This window comes from Enterobacter soli ATCC BAA-2102, assembly GCF_001654845.1.
Taxonomy (GTDB): domain Bacteria; phylum Pseudomonadota; class Gammaproteobacteria; order Enterobacterales; family Enterobacteriaceae; genus Enterobacter; species Enterobacter soli.
Genome location: NZ_LXES01000030.1, coordinates 14,783 through 33,470, shown reverse-complemented (window position 1 = coordinate 33,470; position 18,688 = coordinate 14,783). Strand labels below are relative to the sequence as shown.

20 protein-coding genes are annotated in these 18,688 nt (G+C 54.1%); 13 read left to right on the top strand and 7 right to left on the bottom strand.

Annotated features, from left to right (window positions below; genetic code table 11):
- Positions 1 to 25 precede the first annotated feature (25 nt).
- The 6 genes from cyoA (at position 26) to M987_RS10590 (ending at position 6,321) form a co-directional block, all read left to right on the top strand.
- Positions 26 to 973, top strand: coding sequence for a cytochrome o ubiquinol oxidase subunit II (gene cyoA, locus M987_RS10615; RefSeq protein ID WP_014069121.1), 948 nt, complete (start codon positions 26 to 28; stop codon positions 971 to 973).
- A 16-nt stretch (positions 974 to 989) separates the two neighbouring features.
- The gene (gene cyoB / locus M987_RS10610) at positions 990 to 2,981 is read left to right on the top strand and encodes a cytochrome o ubiquinol oxidase subunit I (protein WP_014069120.1); all 1,992 of its coding nucleotides are present in this window, start codon (positions 990 to 992) and stop codon (positions 2,979 to 2,981) included.
- Positions 2,971 to 3,585 carry a cytochrome o ubiquinol oxidase subunit III gene (locus tag M987_RS10605; protein ID WP_014069119.1) on the top strand — a complete coding sequence of 205 codons (615 nt, stop codon included), beginning with the start codon at positions 2,971 to 2,973 and terminating at the stop codon, positions 3,583 to 3,585. Before cyoB ends, M987_RS10605 begins: the two co-directional genes overlap by 11 nt.
- Entirely contained in the window at positions 3,585 to 3,911 is a 327-nt protein-coding gene (locus M987_RS10600; protein WP_014069118.1) for a cytochrome o ubiquinol oxidase subunit IV, read from the top strand. The genes M987_RS10605 and M987_RS10600 overlap by 1 nt, the downstream gene beginning before the upstream one ends.
- 11 nt (positions 3,912 to 3,922) lie before the next feature.
- Positions 3,923 to 4,810: a heme o synthase gene (gene cyoE, locus M987_RS10595; protein WP_010428092.1), complete on the top strand. Its 888-nt coding sequence runs from the start codon at positions 3,923 to 3,925 to the stop codon at positions 4,808 to 4,810.
- Between the two features lie 149 nt (positions 4,811 to 4,959).
- Positions 4,960 to 6,321 carry an MFS transporter gene (locus M987_RS10590; RefSeq protein ID WP_014069117.1) on the top strand — a complete coding sequence of 454 codons (1,362 nt, stop codon included), beginning with the start codon at positions 4,960 to 4,962 and terminating at the stop codon, positions 6,319 to 6,321.
- Positions 6,322 to 6,353: 32 nt separating this feature from the next.
- On the opposite strand, the gene M987_RS10585 is transcribed toward M987_RS10590, so the two are convergent.
- Positions 6,354 to 6,845, bottom strand: coding sequence for a YajQ family cyclic di-GMP-binding protein (locus M987_RS10585; RefSeq protein WP_014069116.1), 492 nt, complete (start codon positions 6,843 to 6,845; stop codon positions 6,354 to 6,356).
- Between the two features lie 124 nt (positions 6,846 to 6,969).
- Here M987_RS10585 and panE point away from each other — a divergent pair, with 124 nt between their 5' ends.
- Entirely contained in the window at positions 6,970 to 7,881 is a 912-nt protein-coding gene (gene panE, locus M987_RS10580; protein WP_014069115.1) for a 2-dehydropantoate 2-reductase, read from the top strand.
- Complete coding sequence (gene yajL, locus M987_RS10575; RefSeq protein WP_014069114.1) at positions 7,844 to 8,434, top strand: protein deglycase YajL; 591 nt, start codon at positions 7,844 to 7,846, stop codon at positions 8,432 to 8,434. The genes panE and yajL overlap by 38 nt, the downstream gene beginning before the upstream one ends.
- A 103-nt stretch (positions 8,435 to 8,537) precedes the next feature.
- On the opposite strand, the gene thiI is transcribed toward yajL, so the two are convergent.
- Positions 8,538 to 9,986 carry a tRNA uracil 4-sulfurtransferase ThiI gene (gene thiI / locus M987_RS10570; protein WP_014069113.1) on the bottom strand — a complete coding sequence of 483 codons (1,449 nt, stop codon included), beginning with the start codon at positions 9,984 to 9,986 and terminating at the stop codon, positions 8,538 to 8,540.
- A gap of 194 nt (positions 9,987 to 10,180) precedes the next feature.
- Between thiI and xseB the strand changes: the two genes are divergently transcribed.
- From xseB to M987_RS10550, 4 genes are all read left to right on the top strand, one after another.
- A complete protein-coding gene (gene xseB / locus M987_RS10565; RefSeq protein ID WP_014069112.1) occupies positions 10,181 to 10,423 on the top strand; it encodes an exodeoxyribonuclease VII small subunit in 243 nt (80 codons plus the stop codon).
- A complete protein-coding gene (gene ispA, locus M987_RS10560; protein ID WP_014069111.1) occupies positions 10,424 to 11,323 on the top strand; it encodes a (2E,6E)-farnesyl diphosphate synthase in 900 nt (299 codons plus the stop codon).
- A 24-nt stretch (positions 11,324 to 11,347) separates the two neighbouring features.
- Positions 11,348 to 13,210 (top strand): 1-deoxy-D-xylulose-5-phosphate synthase, encoded by a 1,863-nt coding sequence (gene dxs / locus M987_RS10555; RefSeq protein ID WP_014069110.1) that lies wholly within the window; start codon positions 11,348 to 11,350, stop codon positions 13,208 to 13,210.
- 66 nt (positions 13,211 to 13,276) lie between these two features.
- Positions 13,277 to 14,251, top strand: a complete 975-nt coding sequence (locus tag M987_RS10550; RefSeq protein ID WP_014069109.1) for an aldo/keto reductase — start codon at positions 13,277 to 13,279, stop codon at positions 14,249 to 14,251.
- Between the two features lie 74 nt (positions 14,252 to 14,325).
- Here the strand turns inward: M987_RS10550 and thiL are convergent, their stop codons facing one another.
- From thiL to nrdR, 5 genes are all read right to left on the bottom strand, one after another.
- Entirely contained in the window at positions 14,326 to 15,297 is a 972-nt protein-coding gene (thiL, locus tag M987_RS10545) for a thiamine-phosphate kinase (RefSeq protein ID WP_014069108.1), read from the bottom strand.
- A 77-nt stretch (positions 15,298 to 15,374) separates the two neighbouring features.
- Entirely contained in the window at positions 15,375 to 15,794 is a 420-nt protein-coding gene (gene nusB / locus M987_RS10540; protein WP_014069107.1) for a transcription antitermination factor NusB, read from the bottom strand.
- Between the two features lie 21 nt (positions 15,795 to 15,815).
- Positions 15,816 to 16,286 carry a 6,7-dimethyl-8-ribityllumazine synthase gene (ribH, locus tag M987_RS10535; RefSeq protein ID WP_006176874.1) on the bottom strand — a complete coding sequence of 157 codons (471 nt, stop codon included), beginning with the start codon at positions 16,284 to 16,286 and terminating at the stop codon, positions 15,816 to 15,818.
- 87 nt (positions 16,287 to 16,373) lie between these two features.
- Positions 16,374 to 17,477 (bottom strand): bifunctional diaminohydroxyphosphoribosylaminopyrimidine deaminase/5-amino-6-(5-phosphoribosylamino)uracil reductase RibD, encoded by a 1,104-nt coding sequence (gene ribD, locus M987_RS10530; RefSeq protein ID WP_014069106.1) that lies wholly within the window; start codon positions 17,475 to 17,477, stop codon positions 16,374 to 16,376.
- A gap of 4 nt (positions 17,478 to 17,481) precedes the next feature.
- Positions 17,482 to 17,931, bottom strand: a complete 450-nt coding sequence (gene nrdR, locus M987_RS10525) for a transcriptional regulator NrdR (protein ID WP_014069105.1) — start codon at positions 17,929 to 17,931, stop codon at positions 17,482 to 17,484.
- 152 nt (positions 17,932 to 18,083) lie between these two features.
- Between nrdR and M987_RS10520 the strand changes: the two genes are divergently transcribed.
- On the top strand, positions 18,084 to 18,623 hold the full coding sequence (locus tag M987_RS10520; protein ID WP_014069104.1) for a SadB/YajI family lipoprotein: 540 nt from the start codon (positions 18,084 to 18,086) through the stop codon (positions 18,621 to 18,623).
- Positions 18,624 to 18,688 lie beyond the last annotated feature (65 nt).

Sequence of the window (18,688 nt, the reverse complement as noted above, 5' to 3'; positions counted from 1 at the left end):
ACTCCCGTGGAATTGAGGTCGTTAAATGAGACTCAGGAAATACAATAAAAGTTTGGGATGGTTGTCATTATTTGCAGGCACTGTATTACTCAGTGGCTGCGATTCTGCACTACTTGACCCCAAAGGACAGATTGGACTGGAACAACGTTCATTGATTCTGACGGCTTTTGGCCTGATGATGATTGTGGTTATTCCTGCCGTTTTGATGGCTGTTGGTTTCGCCTGGAAGTATCGTGCGAGCAATAAAGATGCGAAGTATAGCCCTAACTGGTCACACTCCAATAAAGTGGAAGCTGTGGTCTGGACAGTGCCTATTCTGATCATCCTGTTCCTTGCCGTGCTGACATGGAAAACCACTCACTCGCTTGAGCCGAGCAAACCGCTGGTTCACGATGAAAAACCGATTACCATCGAAGTCGTCTCCATGGACTGGAAATGGTTCTTCATCTACCCGGAACAGGGCATTGCTACCGTGAATGAAATCGCCTTCCCGGCGAACACTCCGGTTCAGTTCAAAGTGACCTCCAACTCCGTGATGAACTCCTTCTTCATCCCGCGTCTGGGTAGCCAGATTTACGCGATGGCTGGGATGCAGACTAACCTGCACCTGATCGCGAATGAAGCAGGCACCTACGATGGTATCTCCGCCAGCTATAGCGGCCCGGGCTTCTCAGGTATGAAGTTCAAAGCTATCGCGACGCCAGACCGTGCCGCATTCGACCAGTGGGTTGAAAAAGCGAAGCAGTCTCAGAACACCATGTCTGACATGGCGGCGTTCGACAAAGTGGCTGCACCTAGCGAATACAACAAGGTGGAGTACTTCTCTAACGTGAAACCAGATTTGTTCAAAGAAGTTATTGGCAAATTTATGGATCACGGCAAGAGCATGAATATGTCCCAGCCAGAAGGCGAGCATAGCGCGCACGAAGGTATGGAAGGCATGGACATGAGCCACGCGGAAACCGCTCACTAAGGGGCCGAGGAAGAAAATGTTCGGAAAATTGACACTGGATGCAGTGCCCTACCATGAACCCATTATCGTGGTTACGGTGGCTGCAATTATCATCGGTGGTGCGGCCTTACTGGCCTTAATCACTTACTTCGGTAAGTGGAGCTACCTGTGGAACGAGTGGCTGACTTCGGTTGACCACAAAAAACTCGGCATCATGTACTGCATCGTCGGTATCGTCATGTTAATTCGTGGCTTTGCGGATGCTATCATGATGCGTAGCCAGCAGGTGCTTGCCTCTGCGGGCGAAGCGGGCTTCCTGCCGCCGCACCACTACGATCAGATCTTTACCGCTCACGGCGTTATCATGATCTTCTTCGTGGCGATGCCGCTGGTTATCGGTCTGATGAACGTGGTTGTGCCGCTGCAAATCGGCGCGCGTGACGTTGCGTTCCCGTTCCTGAACAACCTGAGCTTCTGGTTCACGGTTGTCGGTGTAATCCTGGTTAACCTGTCACTGGGTGTGGGCGAATTCGCACAGACCGGCTGGCTGGCGTACCCACCGCTCTCAGGAATTGAATACAGTCCTGGTGTAGGTGTCGACTACTGGATTTGGGCGCTTCAGCTCTCCGGTATCGGTACAACCCTGACCGGTATTAACTTCTTCGTGACCATTATCAAGATGCGTGCCCCTGGCATGACCATGTTCAAGATGCCAGTGTTTACCTGGGCATCTCTGTGCGCAAACATCCTGATTATTGCTTCATTCCCGATTCTGACTGTCACCATCGCGCTGCTGACCCTGGACCGCTACCTGGGCACCCATTTCTTCACGAATGATATGGGTGGCAACATGATGATGTACATCAACCTGATTTGGGCCTGGGGTCACCCTGAAGTGTACATCCTGGTTCTGCCTGTGTTCGGTGTGTTCTCCGAAATCGCAGCAACCTTCTCGCGTAAGCGCCTGTTCGGTTACACCTCTCTGGTGTGGGCAACTGTGTGTATTACCGTTCTGTCGTTCATCGTTTGGCTGCACCACTTCTTCACTATGGGTGCCGGCGCGAACGTAAACGCCTTCTTCGGTATTACCACCATGATTATCGCAATCCCTACCGGGGTTAAGATCTTCAACTGGCTGTTCACCATGTATCAGGGTCGCATCGTGTTCCACTCAGCAATGCTGTGGACCATCGGCTTCATCGTGACCTTCTCCGTGGGTGGTATGACCGGCGTACTGCTGGCTGTACCGGGTGCTGACTTCGTTCTGCACAACAGTCTGTTCCTGATTGCGCACTTCCATAACGTTATCATCGGTGGTGTGGTCTTCGGCTGCTTCGCTGGCGTAACCTACTGGTGGCCAAAAGCGTTTGGCTTCACGCTGAACGAAACCTGGGGTAAACGCGCGTTCTGGTTCTGGATCATCGGCTTCTTCGTTGCATTTATGCCGCTGTACGTGCTGGGCTTCATGGGTATGACCCGTCGTCTGAGCCAGCAGATTGATCCGCAATTCCACCCAATGCTGGTTGTTGCAGCATGTGGTGCGGTGCTGATTGCCTGTGGTATCGCGTGCCAGCTGATTCAGTACTACGTGTCTATTCGCGACCGCGAACAGAACCGTGACCTGACCGGTGACCCATGGGGTGGCCGTACGCTGGAGTGGGCGACCTCTTCTCCACCTCCGTTCTATAACTTCGCCATTGTGCCGCAGATCCATGAGCGCGACGCATTCTGGGAAATGAAAGAAAAAGGTGAAGCGTACAAGCAACCTGCTCATTACGAAGAGATCCACATGCCGAAAAACAGCGGCGCGGGCATTGTTATTGCCGCCTTCGCAACGGTATTTGGTTTCGCAATGATCTGGCACATCTGGTGGTTGGCGATTGTTGGCTTTGCCGGCATCCTGATCAGCTGGATTGTGAAGAGCTTTGACGAGGACGTGGACTACTACGTACCAGTCCGTGAAGTCGAAAAACTGGAAAACCAGCATTTCGATGAGATTTCTAAAGCGGGGCTGAAAAATGGCAACTGATACTTTGGCACACTCAACTGCCCACGCGCATGACCATGCGCACCACGATACAGGGCCGACGAAAGTATTCGGTTTCTGGATCTACCTGATGAGCGACTGCATTCTGTTCTGCTGTCTGTTCGCGACGTATGCCGTTCTGGTGAACGGCACTGCTGGCGGCCCGACCGGTAAGGACATTTTTGAACTGCCGTTCGTCCTGGTAGAAACCGCACTGCTGTTATTCAGCTCCATCACCTACGGCATGGCGGCTATCGCCATGTACAAAAATAACAAGAGCCAGGTTGTCTCCTGGCTGGCGTTGACCTGGTTGTTTGGTGCTGGATTTATCGGGATGGAACTCTATGAATTCCATCACCTGATTGCTGAAGGTATGGGCCCGGATCGTAGTGGCTTCCTGTCTGCGTTCTTCGCACTGGTAGGTACTCACGGTCTGCACGTGACCTCTGGTCTTATCTGGATGGCGGTACTGATGTTCCAGGTATCCCGTCGCGGCCTGACCAGCACTAACCGTACCCGTATCATGTGCCTGAGTCTGTTCTGGCACTTCCTGGACGTGGTATGGATCTGCGTGTTCTCTGTTGTCTATCTGATGGGGGCGATGTAATGAGTCATTCAACCGATCATGGCGCTTCCCACGGTAGCGTAAAAACCTACATGACAGGTTTCATCCTGTCGATCATCCTGACGGTTATCCCGTTCTGGATGGTGATGAGCGGTTCTGCTTCTCACGCGGCGATTCTGGGCACTGTCCTGGTCACCGCAGTGGTACAGATTCTGGTGCATCTGGTTTGCTTCCTGCACATGAACACCAAGTCCGATGAAGGCTGGAATATGACTGCCTTTATCTTTACCGTGATTATCATCGCTATCCTGGTAGTCGGTTCCATCTGGATTATGTGGAACCTCAACTACAACATGATGGTTCACTAAGAGCGGCGAGTATGTTTAAGCAATACCTGCAAGTAACGAAACCAGGCATCATCTTTGGCAACCTGATCTCCGTGATCGGAGGGTTCCTGCTGGCCTCTAAGGGCAGCATTGATTACACCCTCTTTATCTACACGCTGGTCGGTGTGTCACTGGTTGTTGCGTCCGGTTGTGTATTTAACAACTACATCGACATGGATATCGACAAGAAGATGGAAAGGACTAAAAATCGGGTGCTGGTTAAAGGCCTGATCGCCCCTTCCGTCTCGCTGGTGTACGCCACCTTGCTGGGTATTGCTGGCTTTATGCTGCTGTGGTTTGGTGCTAACCCTCTGGCCTGCTGGCTGGGGGTGATGGGGTTCGTGGTTTATGTGGGCGTTTACAGCCTGTATATGAAACGTCACTCCGTCTACGGTACGCTGATTGGTTCTCTCTCCGGCGCTGCGCCGCCGGTGATTGGCTACTGTGCCGTCACGAACGAGTTCGACAGCGGTGCGCTGATCCTGCTGGCTATCTTTAGCCTGTGGCAGATGCCGCACTCCTACGCCATTGCGATTTTCCGCTTCAAGGATTATCAGGCAGCGAACATTCCGGTACTACCGGTCGTGAAAGGCATCTCGGTTGCTAAAAACCATATCACGCTGTACATCATTGCCTTCGCAGTAGCGACGCTGATGCTCTCTCTGGGCGGTTACGCTGGATACAAATATCTGGTGGTGGCAGCCGCAGTAAGCGTCTGGTGGCTCGGTATGGCTCTGCGCGGTTACAAAGTGGAAGATGACAAAGTCTGGGCGCGCAAACTGTTTGTGTTCTCAATCGTTGCCATCACCTCGTTGTCCGTAATGATGTCTGTAGACTTTATGGTGCCAGATTCTCACAATCTGCTGACTTACGTCTGGTAAGCCATAGCAAGTGAATAAAGGGGTGCTTCGGCACCCTTTTTTATTTACTGAATCTATTAATAACGCATGTAATATTTGTTAAATAACCCTTTATTTACCCCGCCCCTTCCCCGCACTACACTATGGCCTGCTTTTGAACTGAGGTGGTAATGAACGATAATAAAATGACGCCAGGCGAATTGCGCGCGACCTGGGGTTTAGGGACTGTTTTCTCGCTACGGATGCTTGGCATGTTTATGGTCCTGCCTGTTCTGACCACGTACGGTATGGCACTGCAAGGCGCCAGCGAAGCGCTGATTGGCCTGGCGATTGGTATCTATGGTTTAGCGCAGGCAGTATTCCAGATCCCCTTTGGCCTGCTTTCTGACCGCGTAGGTCGTAAACCGCTGATTGTCGGCGGGCTGCTGGTCTTTGTGCTCGGTAGCGTAATAGCCGCCCTCTCCCACTCTATCTGGGGCATTATTCTTGGCCGCGCGTTGCAAGGTTCCGGGGCGATTGCCGCCGCGGTAATGGCGCTGCTGTCGGATTTAACCCGCGAACAAAACCGCACCAAAGCCATGGCGTTTATTGGCGTGAGCTTTGGCGTGACCTTTGCGATTGCAATGGTGCTCGGCCCGATCATTACGCATCAACTGGGTCTTCATGCCCTGTTCTGGATGATTGCCATTCTGGCGACTATCGGCATTGCGTTAACGCTGTGGGTCGTACCGGACAGCAAAAACCACGTGCTGAACCGCGAGTCCGGCATGGTCAAAGGCTGCTTTAGCAAAGTCATTGTCGAGCCGCGCCTGCTGAAGCTGAATTTTGGCATTATGTGCCTGCACATTCTGCTGATGTCGACCTTCGTTGCCCTTCCCGGCCAACTGGCGGCAGCGGGTTTCCCGGCGTCTGAGCACTGGAAAATTTATCTGGTGACAATGCTGATTTCGTTCGTCTCCGTGGTGCCGTTTATCATTTACGCCGAAGTGAAGCGCAAGATGAAACGCGTATTTCTCGCCTGCGTTGCGCTACTGCTGATTGCGGAGATCGTATTGTGGGGTTCCGGTCCGCACTTCTGGGAACTGGTGGCGGGCGTTCAGCTCTTCTTCCTGGCATTTAACCTGATGGAAGCCTTGCTGCCCTCGCTTATCAGCAAAGAGTCCCCTGCGGGATATAAAGGCACGGCAATGGGTATTTACTCCACTAGCCAATTTATCGGCGTCGCTATTGGCGGCTCGCTCGGCGGCTGGGTGGATGGCCTGTTTGATTCGCAAACCGTGTTCCTGGCGGGCGCACTGCTGGCAATGGTCTGGCTACTGGTCGCCAGTACCATGAAAGAGCCACGCTATGTCAGTAGTCTGCGTGTAGAAATCCCGGAAGACGTTGACATTAGCGATGCGCTGAAGCAGCGACTGGAAGCCACAGACGGCGTGAACGAAGTGATGATTGTGCCGGATGAACGCAGTGCGTATGTCAAAATCGACAGCAAAGTGACCAACCGCTTTGAAGTAGAGCAGGCGTTGAAAGCCTGAAAAAATGCCCGGTTTAACCGGGCATTTTTGTCTTAATCGCGGAAGTTTTTAAACTGGAACGGTTGTCCCAGATCGCCGCCGCGAACCAGCGCCATAACGGATTGCAGATCGTCACGGGATTTCCCGGTCACACGGATCTCTTCACCCTGAATCTGCGCCTGCACTTTCAGCTTGCTGTCTTTGATGAGCTTAACGAGCTTTTTCTGCACCGCGCTCTCAATGCCCTGCTTCAGTTTGGTTTCAACAAACCAGGTTTTACCGCTATGCACGAACTCTTCTGGCACATCAAGAGACGCGCCTTCAATGCCGCGTTTCAGCAACTTGGCACGCAGAATATCAAGCAGCTGATTGACCTGGAAATCAGACTCGCTCAGAACCTTGATAGTCTTATTTGCATCGTTCAGCTCAAAAGTCGCCTCAACGCCACGAAAATCAAAACGTGACTCGACTTCACGGCTTGCGTTATCAACGCCGTTACGAACTTCCTGGATATCAACTTCGGAAACAATATCGAAAGATGGCATCTTTTCTTCTCCCTTCATTTTTGTTGCGTTGCATAATACCCGCAACGAGGCATAACGAGAAGCTTAGCTGACGGCGCTATACTTAGGCCGTAACACCTGGCGCAGTTGCAGGTGAGGAGGAACAATGAAAATTACAGTGCTCGGATGCGGAGCCCTTGGTCAATTATGGCTGACGGCACTATGCAAACACGGACACGAGGTACAAGGTTGGCTGCGTGTGCCCCAGCCCTACTGTAGTGTAAACCTGATAGATGAAGACGGAAGCATCTTTAACGAATCACTCACTGCAAATGATCCTGATTTTTTGGCGCAAAGCGACCTGCTGCTGGTCACGCTCAAAGCATGGCAGGTGTCGGATGCCGTGAAAGCGCTGGCGGCGCAACTGCCCCCGACATCCCCCATTCTGCTGCTGCATAACGGCATGGGAACCATTGATGAGCTGAAAAGCATCCCGCAGCCGCTGCTGATGGCGACAACCACTCATGCCGCACGGCGTGATGGCAATATCATTGTGCATGTCGCCAGCGGCGTTACCCATATTGGCCCGGCCCGCGAACAGGATGGGGATTACAGTTATCTGGCTGATGTTCTGCAAAAGGTGCTGCCAGACGTCGCCTGGCACAACAACATTCGCCCGCAGCTGTGGCGCAAGCTGGCAGTTAATTGCGTCATTAACCCACTTACGGCGCTGTGGGATTGCCCTAACGGCGAGCTAAAAAACCATCCGCAAGAGGTCGCCGCACTGTGTGCTGAAGTGGCCTCTGTGATCGAACGTGAAGGCTTACACACGTCGGCAGACGATTTACGCTATTATGTTGAGCAGGTTATTGATAGTACGGCAGAAAATATCTCTTCGATGTTGCAGGACGTTCGGGCGTTGCGCCACACCGAGGTAGACTACATCACCGGGTATCTGTTAAAGCGCGCCCGTGCGCACGGTATTGCCGTACCGGAAAACGCCCGCCTGTATGACCTGGTTAAACGTAAGGAGAGTGAGTATGAGCGCGTCGGCACTGGTATGCCTCGCCCCTGGTAGCGAAGAAATGGAAGCCGTCACCACCATCGACCTGATGGTACGTGGCGGTATTAATGTCACCACCGCGAGCGTTGCCAGCGACGGTAATCTGGCTATCACCTGCTCACGCGGGGTGAAAATCCTTGCGGATGCCCCGCTGGTACAGGTGGCTGACGGTGATTACGACATTATCGTTCTGCCCGGCGGCCTGAAGGGCGCAGAGTGTTTTCGCGACAGCCCACTGCTCGTCGAAACGGTCAGGCAGTTTCACCTCTCTGGCCGTATCGTCGCCACAATTTGCGCCGCGGCCGCAACGGTGCTGGTGCCGCACGATATTTTCCCGATCGGCAATATGACCGGTTTCCCGACGCTGAAAGACCGTATTCCGGAAGACCAGTGGGTCGATAAACGCGTGGTCTGGGATCCGCGCGTCAACCTGCTCACCAGCCAGGGGCCGGGAACCGCGATTGATTTTGCACTGAAGATTATCGACCTGCTGGTCGGGCGTGAAAAAGCATACGAGGTCGCGTCGTCGCTGGTCATGCCGGCGGGGATTTATAATTACTACGAATAAAAGCAAAACGGCAACCGTATAGGTTGCCGTTTTAAGGGGTTCTCCCTCTCCCCGTGGGAGAGGGCCGGGGTGAGGGCATCAGGCCGCACTCCCCGACAAAACGCTACGGGCGGTACACCTTCACGTTAGCAAAGCCCTGCTCGCGCAGATACAGCGCCTGCAAGCGGCTCATCACCCCTCGTTCACACCACAGCAGATACGTTTTGCTCTGGTCGAGGTCACCAAACTTCGTGCTCAGCTTGTAGAACGGCAGGGAAACCACTTCCACACCGTCAACTTTCAGCGGCTTATCATCCTGCTCATCAACAGAACGGATATCCAGAATCGCATCGTTGGCGCCAAAACCGCTGACGGTTTCAACTTCAACCACTTCCTGCTGGGTCTGCTGGGCAATCTCGCGGATATCGATGTTGGACGCTTCCGCCACCACCTTCTCCAGAATAGCGAAATCGAAGTTCTCTTCTTCCGCTTCGATCTTCGCCTTCACCGCTTTTACCGTTGGGCTTTTTGAGATAACGCCACAGTATTCCGGCATAGTGCGGGCAAAATCTTCGGTGCCGATTTCGCGTGCCAGATCGATGATGTGTTCTTTATCGTGAGAGATCAGCGGACGCAGGATCAGGGTATCAGACACGTTGTCGATAAGACGCAGGTTGGTCAGCGTCTGGCTGGACACCTGGCCCAGCGCTTCACCAGTCACCAGCGCCTGCACGCCATAACGCTCCGCCACTCTGGACGCTGCGCGTACCATCATACGCTTCAGCACCACGCCCATCTGACCGTCGTCCACTTTTTCGAGAATTTCGCCAACCACCGGCTCAAAGTTGATCGCGACAAAACGCACGCGATGCGAGCTGCCGAAGCGGTTCCACAGGTAATGTGCCACCTGACGGACACCGATCTCATGCGCCGCGCCGCCAAGGTTAAAGAAGCAGTAGTGAACGCGGCAGCCACGGCGCATCAGCATGTAGCTGGAAACACCGGAGTCAAAACCGCCGGAAATCAGGGACAACACATCTTCCTGCGTCCCGATCGGGAAGCCGCCGATACCTTCGTAGCGGCCTTTCACCAGCAACAGGCGATCGTTTTCGATCTCCAGGTTAACGGTCACGTCCGGGTTGGTCAGGCGCACGCGCGCAGTCTCAACGTGCTGGTTCAGGCCACCCCCCACGTAACGTTCCACTTCAATCGAGCTGAATTCGTGTTTGCCACGACGCTTCACGCGAACGCAGAAGGTTTTACCTTCGATCTGGTCGCGGTACTGCACCAGCGCTTTTTCGAAGATGTCGTGCATGTCGGTGAACGGGACATCTTCCACTTCCAGAATATGGTGGATCCCCGGGATACGGGTCAGCGCATCGCGGATATCAAGACGTTTGTTTTCGTCTTTGGCGCGAACTTCAACGTGATCCCAGTGACGAACAACGGCCAGCGTTTCGTCATAATGCTTCAGAACGTTACGGATGTTCCCGGTCAAAATTTTAATAAAGCGCAAACGCACAGATTGGCTTTTGATAGTGATTTCAGGGAACAATTTAATGATAAACTTCATGGCGGCAATGTTTCTTAGGCAAGCTTATTAAGGCTTGTAATGGAAAAGTACAACAGCCCCTATACCGAAGGCTGCATCCAGGCGCGCAAGTATACCACCATCGCGCGGCTCCTGTGCACATTGCGCGTTATTTGCTTATCCGCCCGAGTCCGTTACCATGACAGGGCAGAAAATATGAGAGTCAGACATTCACTATGCCGAAGAAAAATGACGCACCGGCCAGTTTCGAAACTGCGCTGAGTGAACTGGAGCAAATTGTCACCCGTCTTGAGAGTGGCGATCTGCCGCTGGAAGACGCACTTAACGAATTTGAACGTGGGGTGCAGCTCGCACGCCAGGGGCAGATTAAATTACAACAGGCTGAGCAGCGCGTGCAGATCCTGCTCTCCGAAGCCGAAGACGCCGCGACAACACCTTTCACACCGGACGCCGAGTAAATGGTTTTTTCCACACAGCTTCAGGCGTGCGTTGTGCGTGCCAACGATGCGTTGCGCCGCTTTATTGAGCCGCAGCCTTTTCAGAACACTCCACTGGTTGAGGCCATGCACTATGGCGCACTCTTGGGTGGAAAGCGCCTGCGCCCGTTCCTGGTCTACGCCACCGGAAAGATGTTTGGCATCAGCGAAAACACCCTGGATGCGCCGGCAGCCGCCGTGGAATGCATCCACGCTTATTCGCTGATCCATGATGATTTGCCGGCCATGGACGACGACGATTTGCGTCGTGGTCAGCCAACCTGCCACATCAAGTTTGGCGAAGCGAATGCCATTCTGGCAGGCGATGCCCTGCAAACGCTGGCATTTTCGATTTTAAGCGATGCGCCAATGGCCGAAGTGGCCGATCGCGATCGCCTGGCAATGGTTTCCGAACTGGCCATGGCCAGTGGCGTTGCAGGGATGTGCGGCGGACAAGCGCTGGATCTTGAGGCCGAAGGACGTCAGGTTAATCTGGAACAGCTTGAGCGTATTCACCGCCACAAAACGGGTGCGTTAATTCGCGCAGCCGTTCGTCTGGGCGCGCTGAGTGCGGGTGAACAGGGACGCAAAGCCCTGCCGATTCTGGACAGATACGCAGAAAGTATCGGTCTGGCGTTCCAGGTTCAGGATGACATTCTGGATGTGGTGGGCGATACTGCAACATTGGGTAAACGTCAGGGTGCCGATCAGCAGCTTGGCAAAAGCACCTATCCCGCCCTTCTGGGCCTTGAGCAAGCCCAACGAAAAGCCCGGGACCTGATTGATGATGCCCGCCAGTCACTGAATCAACTGGCCGCGCAATCACTGGATACCTCGGCACTGGAAGCGCTAGCGGACTATATAATCCAGCGTGATAAATAAACTATATATCTCGATGAGCCTTTGATGAGTTTTGATATTGCCAAATACCCGACACTGGCGTTAGTTGACTCCACTCAGGAGTTGCGCCTGTTGCCGAAAGAGAGCCTGCCGAAATTGTGCGACGAACTGCGTCGCTACCTGCTCGACAGCGTTAGCCGCTCCAGCGGCCATTTCGCCTCCGGGCTTGGCACGGTTGAACTGACCGTGGCGCTGCATTACGTCTATAACACGCCGTTTGATCAGTTAATCTGGGACGTGGGTCACCAGGCATATCCGCACAAAATTCTGACCGGCCGTCGCGATAAGATTGGCACTATTCGCCAGAAAGGCGGCCTGCATCCGTTCCCGTGGCGCGGAGAGAGCGAATTCGATGTATTAAGCGTCGGCCACTCTTCTACCTCCATTTCTGCGGGTATCGGTATTGCTGTCGCTGCCGAAAAAGAGAACAAGCAGCGCCGCACCGTCTGCGTGATTGGCGACGGGGCGATCACCGCCGGTATGGCGTTTGAAGCCATGAACCATGCGGGTGATATCAAACCGGACATGCTGGTTATTCTCAACGACAACGAGATGTCCATCTCGGAGAACGTTGGCGCGCTGAATAACCACCTGGCGCAGTTGCTCTCCGGCAAGCTGTACTCCACGCTTCGCGAAGGTGGTAAAAAAGTCTTCTCTGGCGTTCCGCCAATCAAAGAGCTGCTCAAACGTACCGAAGAACATATCAAAGGCATGGTTGTGCCTGGCACGCTGTTTGAAGAGCTGGGCTTTAACTATATCGGCCCGGTCGACGGCCACGACGTTCTGGGGCTGGTGTCCACACTCAAGAACATGCGCGACCTGAAAGGCCCGCAGTTCCTGCACATCATGACCAAAAAAGGGCGTGGTTACGAACCTGCGGAAAAAGATCCAATTACCTTCCACGCGGTACCGAAGTTTGACCCAACCAGCGGCTGCCTGCCAAAAAGCAGCGGCGGGATGCCGAGCTATTCAAAAATCTTCGGCGACTGGCTGTGCGAAACGGCGGCCAAAGATAACAAGCTGATGGCCATCACCCCGGCCATGCGCGAAGGCTCTGGCATGGTGGAGTTTTCGAAAAAATACCCTGACCAGTATTTCGACGTTGCGATTGCGGAACAACACGCGGTGACGTTCGCGGCAGGGCTGGCGATCGGCGGCTACAAACCGGTTGTCGCGATTTACTCCACCTTCCTGCAACGAGCCTATGACCAGGTGATCCATGACGTCGCCATCCAGAAACTGCCGGTGCTGTTCGCCATCGACCGCGCAGGGATTGTTGGGGCCGACGGGCAGACGCATCAGGGGGCATTTGACCTCTCCTTCCTGCGCTGCATCCCGGACATGGTTATCATGACCCCAAGCGACGAAAACGAATGTCGCCAGATGCTGTTTACCGGCTACCACTATCAGGATGGCCCAAGTGCCGTTCGCTACCCGCGCGGCAACGCAGTGGGCGTGGAGCTGCAACCGCTGGAAAAACTGACCATTGGCAAAGGTCTGGTGAAACGTCGCGGTGAAAAAGTGGCGATTCTGAACTTCGGTACACTGATGCCGGAAGCTGCTAAGGTTGCCGAAACGCTGAATGCCACCCTGGTGGATATGCGTTTTGTTAAGCCTCTTGATGAATCCCTGATCCTGAGCATGGCTGAAGGCCATGACGTGCTGGTGACGCTCGAAGAGAACGCCATCATGGGCGGGGCTGGCAGCGGCGTGAACGAAGTGCTGATGGCACACCGTAAAGCCGTTCCAGTGCTGAACCTCGGTCTGCCGGATCACTTTATCCCGCAAGGGACGCAAGACGAAGCCCGTGCAGCCATCGGCCTTGATGCCGCAGGTATTGAAGCTAAAATTCGTTCCTGGCTGGCCTAAGCCCTCCCCTTTCCGCTCCTGCTATGCTTAAAGGTAACGCTTTACGCAATCAGCAGGAGTGGAACCATGCAATACAATACATTAGGAAAAACAGACCTTAAGGTTTCCCGACTATGTCTCGGCTGTATGACATTTGGCGAGCCTGACCGGGGAAATCACGCCTGGACACTGCCGGAAGAGAGCAGCCGTCTTATCATCAAACGCGCCATCGACGGCGGCATTAACTTCTTTGATACCGCCAACAGTTACTCAGACGGCAGCAGTGAAGAGATTGTTGGGCGCGCCCTGCGAGACTTTGCCCGCCGCGATGACGTGGTAGTGGCGACAAAGGTCTTCCATAAGACTGGCGATTTACCGGAAGGGCTTTCACGCGGGCAGATCCTGCGTTCCATTGATGATAGCCTCAGACGCCTGAATATGGATTACGTCGATCTTCTGCAAATCCACCGTTGGGATTACAACACGCCAGTTGAAGAGACGCTGGAAGCGCTTAATGACGTGGTCAAAGCCGGTAAAGCACGGTACATCGGTGCCTCTTCTATGCACGCAGCCCAGTTTGCTACCGCGTTAAACCTCCAGGCACAGCACGGCTGGGCGCGCTTTGTCACCATGCAGGATCACTACAATCTGATTTATCGCGAAGAAGAGCGCGAGATGCTGCCGCTCTGCTATCAGGAAGGCGTCGCGGTTATTCCGTGGAGCCCGCTGGCTCGTGGGCGTTTAACCCGTCCGTGGGGTGAAACCACCGCCCGCTCGGTGTCGGATGCATTTGGTAAAACGCTGTATGACGCCACAGAGGCCAGCGATGCCCTGATTGCCGAACGTCTGGCGGGCATTGCCGACGATACCGGGGCTACACGAGCTCAGGTGGCGCTGGCGTGGTTGCTGAGCAAGCGTGGGGTTGCGGCACCGATCATTGGTACATCGCGGGAAGAGCAGCTGGACGAGTTGCTCAATGCCGTGGATATAACCCTGACGCCGGAGCAGATTGCCGAGCTGGAAACGCCGTATGAGCCGCATCCGGTGGTGGGATTTAAATAAACAAACGCCGGGTGGCGGCTTCGCTTTAGCTGTTTTGTAGGCCGGGTAAGGCGAAGCCGCCACCCGGCAAGAACTCACCCGAAATGATCGTATCCTTTCCAGTCGAGCGTGACCGGCGCGCCTTCACGAACAAACTGCATCCCTTCACTTTCAGGAAGGATCTGTCCGATGCAGGTAAACGGCGCGCCAAGGTGACCCAGCGCCACATCCAGCGTACCGCGATTCAGTTCCGGGACGGTAAAGCACAGCTCGTAATCTTCGCCGCCAGAGAGTGCCCAGCGCAGGGCCTGCTCGGGTTCGACATGGCGACGGATCTGTGCTGAAAGCGGGAACAGATCCAGGTCAATCCTCGCACCTGTTCCGCTGGCCTTCAGGATATGGCCCAGATCGGAAATCAGCCCGTCAGAGAGATCAATAGCCGCACTCGCGCGTTCGCGCAGAGCCTGGCCGTGAAGAATTCGCGGCGTTGGGCGCAGATGACGTTTCACCAGATAGTCTGCGTCCTCGGCATCGTCAACCGTTAAACGATCCTGAAGAATAGCCAGCCCTGCGGCGCTATCACCCGGCGTACCGGTGACGTAGATCCAGTCACCCGGTTTTGCTCCCGAGCGCTTAAGCGCTCGCCCAACAGGCACATAGCCGTGGATAGCCAGCGTCATCGACAGCGGACCCGCAGTGGTATCACCGCCAATCAGCTGCATATCGTAATAATTGAGTTGTTCAAACAGCGCATCGCTGAACGTTTCGAGCCAGGCTTCATCCACATTCGGCAGAGTTAATGCCAGCGTTAGCCACGCAGGATCGGCACCCATTGCCGCCAAATCACTCACGTTTACCGCCAGCGCTTTATAGGCCAGGTCGGCAGGATCGATATCAGGTAAGAAATGACGTCCGCACACTAAGGTGTCGGTGCTGATCGCCAGCGTCTGTTTTTCGGGAATATTGAGAAGTGCGCAGTCGTCGCCGATTCCAGTTTCAACATCAAGACGAGAGGTTCTGACACGGTCGAAATAACGGGCAATCAGGGAAAATTCTCCACATGCCATGCGTTATGCCTCAGCAGATAAAAGAAAAAACCGGAGCCGCACTGCCGGCAAGGCAATGCGAAGCTCCGGTTTGCGGATCACTTTTTGTGGGGACGGATCGCAGGTGCGGCTTTATCCAGCACGCCGTTTACAAATTTGTGGCTGTCTTCAGCACCGAAGGTTTTCGCCAGTTCGATGGCTTCGTTGATGGCCACTTTGTACGGCACATCATCACGTTTAGACAGCTCAAACAGCGCAATACGCAACACTGCTTTTTCAACCTGACCCAGCTCGTCGAGCAGACGAGACAGGTATGGCTTCATCAGACCATCGAGATACGCGCTATTAGTCGCCACTCCCGACAGCAGTTCACGGAAGTACAGAACATCAACGTCTTTCACGTCTTGCTCTGACAGGAACTGGTATTCAACATCAGCGATGTCGTTCTGGGACAACTGCCAGGAGTAAAGTGCCTGGACGGCACATTCACGGGCGCGGCGACGAGCAGCAGGTTTCACGGAATTCCCCTTACAAAAAAATCAGGCCTTGATGGCTTTCAATACATTGATCATTTCAAGCGCGGTCAGTGCAGCTTCTGCACCTTTGTTACCGGCTTTGGTGCCAGCGCGTTCGATGGCTTGTTCAATACTTTCGGTGGTCAGCACGCCGAACGCGACAGGAATTTCAGCATCCTGCGCTACGTGTGCCAGACCATTGCTTGCACCGCCCGCAACGTATTCGAAGTGCGCAGTGCCGCCACGAATAACAGTACCCAGTGCAATCACCGCGTCGTATTTACCGGTTTTTGCCAGCGCGCCTGCTGCCAGTGGCAGTTCATAAGCACCTGGAACCCAAACAACGGTAATGTTGTCATCTTTAACCTGGCCGATACGTTTCAGGGCGTCAATTGCACCTTCCAGCAGGCTGTCGTTGATGAAGTTGTTGAAACGCGCAATGGTGATGGCGACGCGAGCGTCCGGGGTAGCTACAGCAGCTTCAATAATGTTCATACTCTTCCTTTACGGGTTCATTTGGCCCCGCAGGGGGGCGGATTTTATCATAATACTTTGCGCACTGCTTCCCTATTTCAGGAGCAATTACGCTGTCGTTAAATGGAGGCAGACATCCGGACCCACCGGACGAATCTCGCTGAATTTGAGTTGTGGGGCATCGGCCAGTTTTTCAAGGCCAGGCAGCACAAACAACCCGCGCGCAGCATTTCCTAACAGTTTAGGTGCAACATAGACAATCAGTTCATCCACAAGCCCAGCCTGGAGCAGCGCACCGGCAAGCGTTGGGCCCGCTTCCACCCAGATGCTGTTCACCTGTTGTTTGCCAAGCAGCATCATCAGCACCACTAAATCGAGATGCCCGTTGTGCTCCGGCACCATAATGCTGCGCACGCCTTCCGGCCAGTTACGATCGTCTGCTTTGGTCCGGGCAAACCAGGTTTCACCTGGCTGCTGGACGATACGGTGCTCAGGCGTTACGCGATTCTGGCTATCAATCACAATACGCAGCGGCTGGCGCAGATTTTCCTGCGGATACAGCGCCTGAGTATCGGCATTCAGCTCATCCCAGCGAACGGTCATCGCCGGGTCGTCAGCCAGAACGGTTTCACTGCTGGTGAGAATAGCATGGCTTTGCGCGCGCAGACGTTGCACATCGCGCCTTGCTTGCGGTGACGTTATCCACTGGCTTTCACCGTTCGCCATCGCCGTACGGCCGTCAAGCGAAGCGCCCAGCTTCAGCTGAATATACGGGAACCCCGTGCGCATACGCTTAAGGAAACCCTTATTAATGACTTCGGCATCGTGCATCATCAGACCATGGCTGACGTCGATGCCCTCTTGTTGCAGTCGGTAAAGACCGCGCCCGGCAACCTGCGGATTGGGATCCTGCATCGCCGCGACGACTCGCGAGACGCCCGCGGCAATCAGCGCTTCGCAGCACGGAGGGGTACGCCCGTGGTGGCTGCAAGGCTCAAGGGTGACGTACGCTGTCGCGCCACGCGCCTTTTCACCGGCCATGCGCAGGGCATGAACTTCAGCATGAGGCTCACCGGCACGATAATGGAAACCCTCACCGACAATTTCGCCATCTTTCACAATGACACAGCCGACATTCGGGTTGGGATGGGTGGTAAAACGCCCGCGCTGCGCCAGTTTCAGCGCTCGCGCCATGTAAATCTCATCCTGCATGAGCTTAATCCTGTAGGCGGGCGATCTCTTCGCCGAACTCTTTGATGTCTTCGAAACTGCGGTACACAGAGGCGAAGCGGATATACGCGACTTTATCGAGCTTTTTAAGCTGCTCCATCACCAGGTTGCCGATCATTTTACTCGGCACCTCACGCTCCCCTAAACCACGAAGATAGGATTTAATGTGATTTAACGCTGTTTCAACGTCATCTGCGCTGACTGGCCGTTTTTCCAGTGCTTTTAGCATCCCGCTGCGCAGTTTTTCTTCGTTGAATGGCTCACGCACGTCGTTGCTTTTCACCACGCGCGGCATCACCAGTTCAGCCACTTCGAAAGTGGTGAAACGTTCGTTACACACCAGACATTGCCGACGACGGCGTACAGACGAGCCTTCGCCCACAAGACGAGAGTCGATTACTTTGGTATCCACGGCGGAGCAGAATGGGCAATGCATACGGTGTCCTGACTATCCGGTTAACTTTCCTCTATTTTACCCTGATCTGGGCTGACAACAAAGGAAGAGCTTTTTGAGACAAAGGATCTATACCTGACGGTAAGATGCTGGCTACCATTACGGTAATCCGTTATTTCAAGGAAATTAACGCAATGACAAGACGTTACATAAGAATTTTCCTGGTGGGAAGCCTCTTCACACTCAGTGCCTGTGCACAGCAAACTGAAGTTCACGAGATGAAACAAAGCGTGAGCACGCTCAATTCAGCCATGGATAAGCTGAATAAAGAGACAGTGAAGATTACTCAGCAAAATGCGCTGAATGTGAAATCCACCAGCGGCGTTTATCTGCTGCCAGGGGCAAATACCCCTGCCCGGCTCAATAGCCAGATTGGCACGTTGAAAATGTCGATGGTCAACGTGGCGGCCAATGCAGATGGTACGCGAGTAACATTGCGCATTCACGGCGAGTCCAACGATCCGCTGCCTGCATTTAGCGGCACTGTAGAGTGGGGTCAGATCCAGGGCACCACCGAGAGCTACCAGGAAGTGAACGTGAAGAACCAACTTTTCACGGCCCCCGCCAGCACACTGGCGCCGAGCGATGTTGATATCCCGCTTCAGCTGAGCGGTCTTACCCCGGACCAGTTAGGTTTTATCCGCATTCACGATATCCAGCCCGCCGCGCAATAACCCTCCTTTTCAGCGGGGTGCAATGTCACTCCGCTAACATTTACATTTCGTATGGATTGGCAACA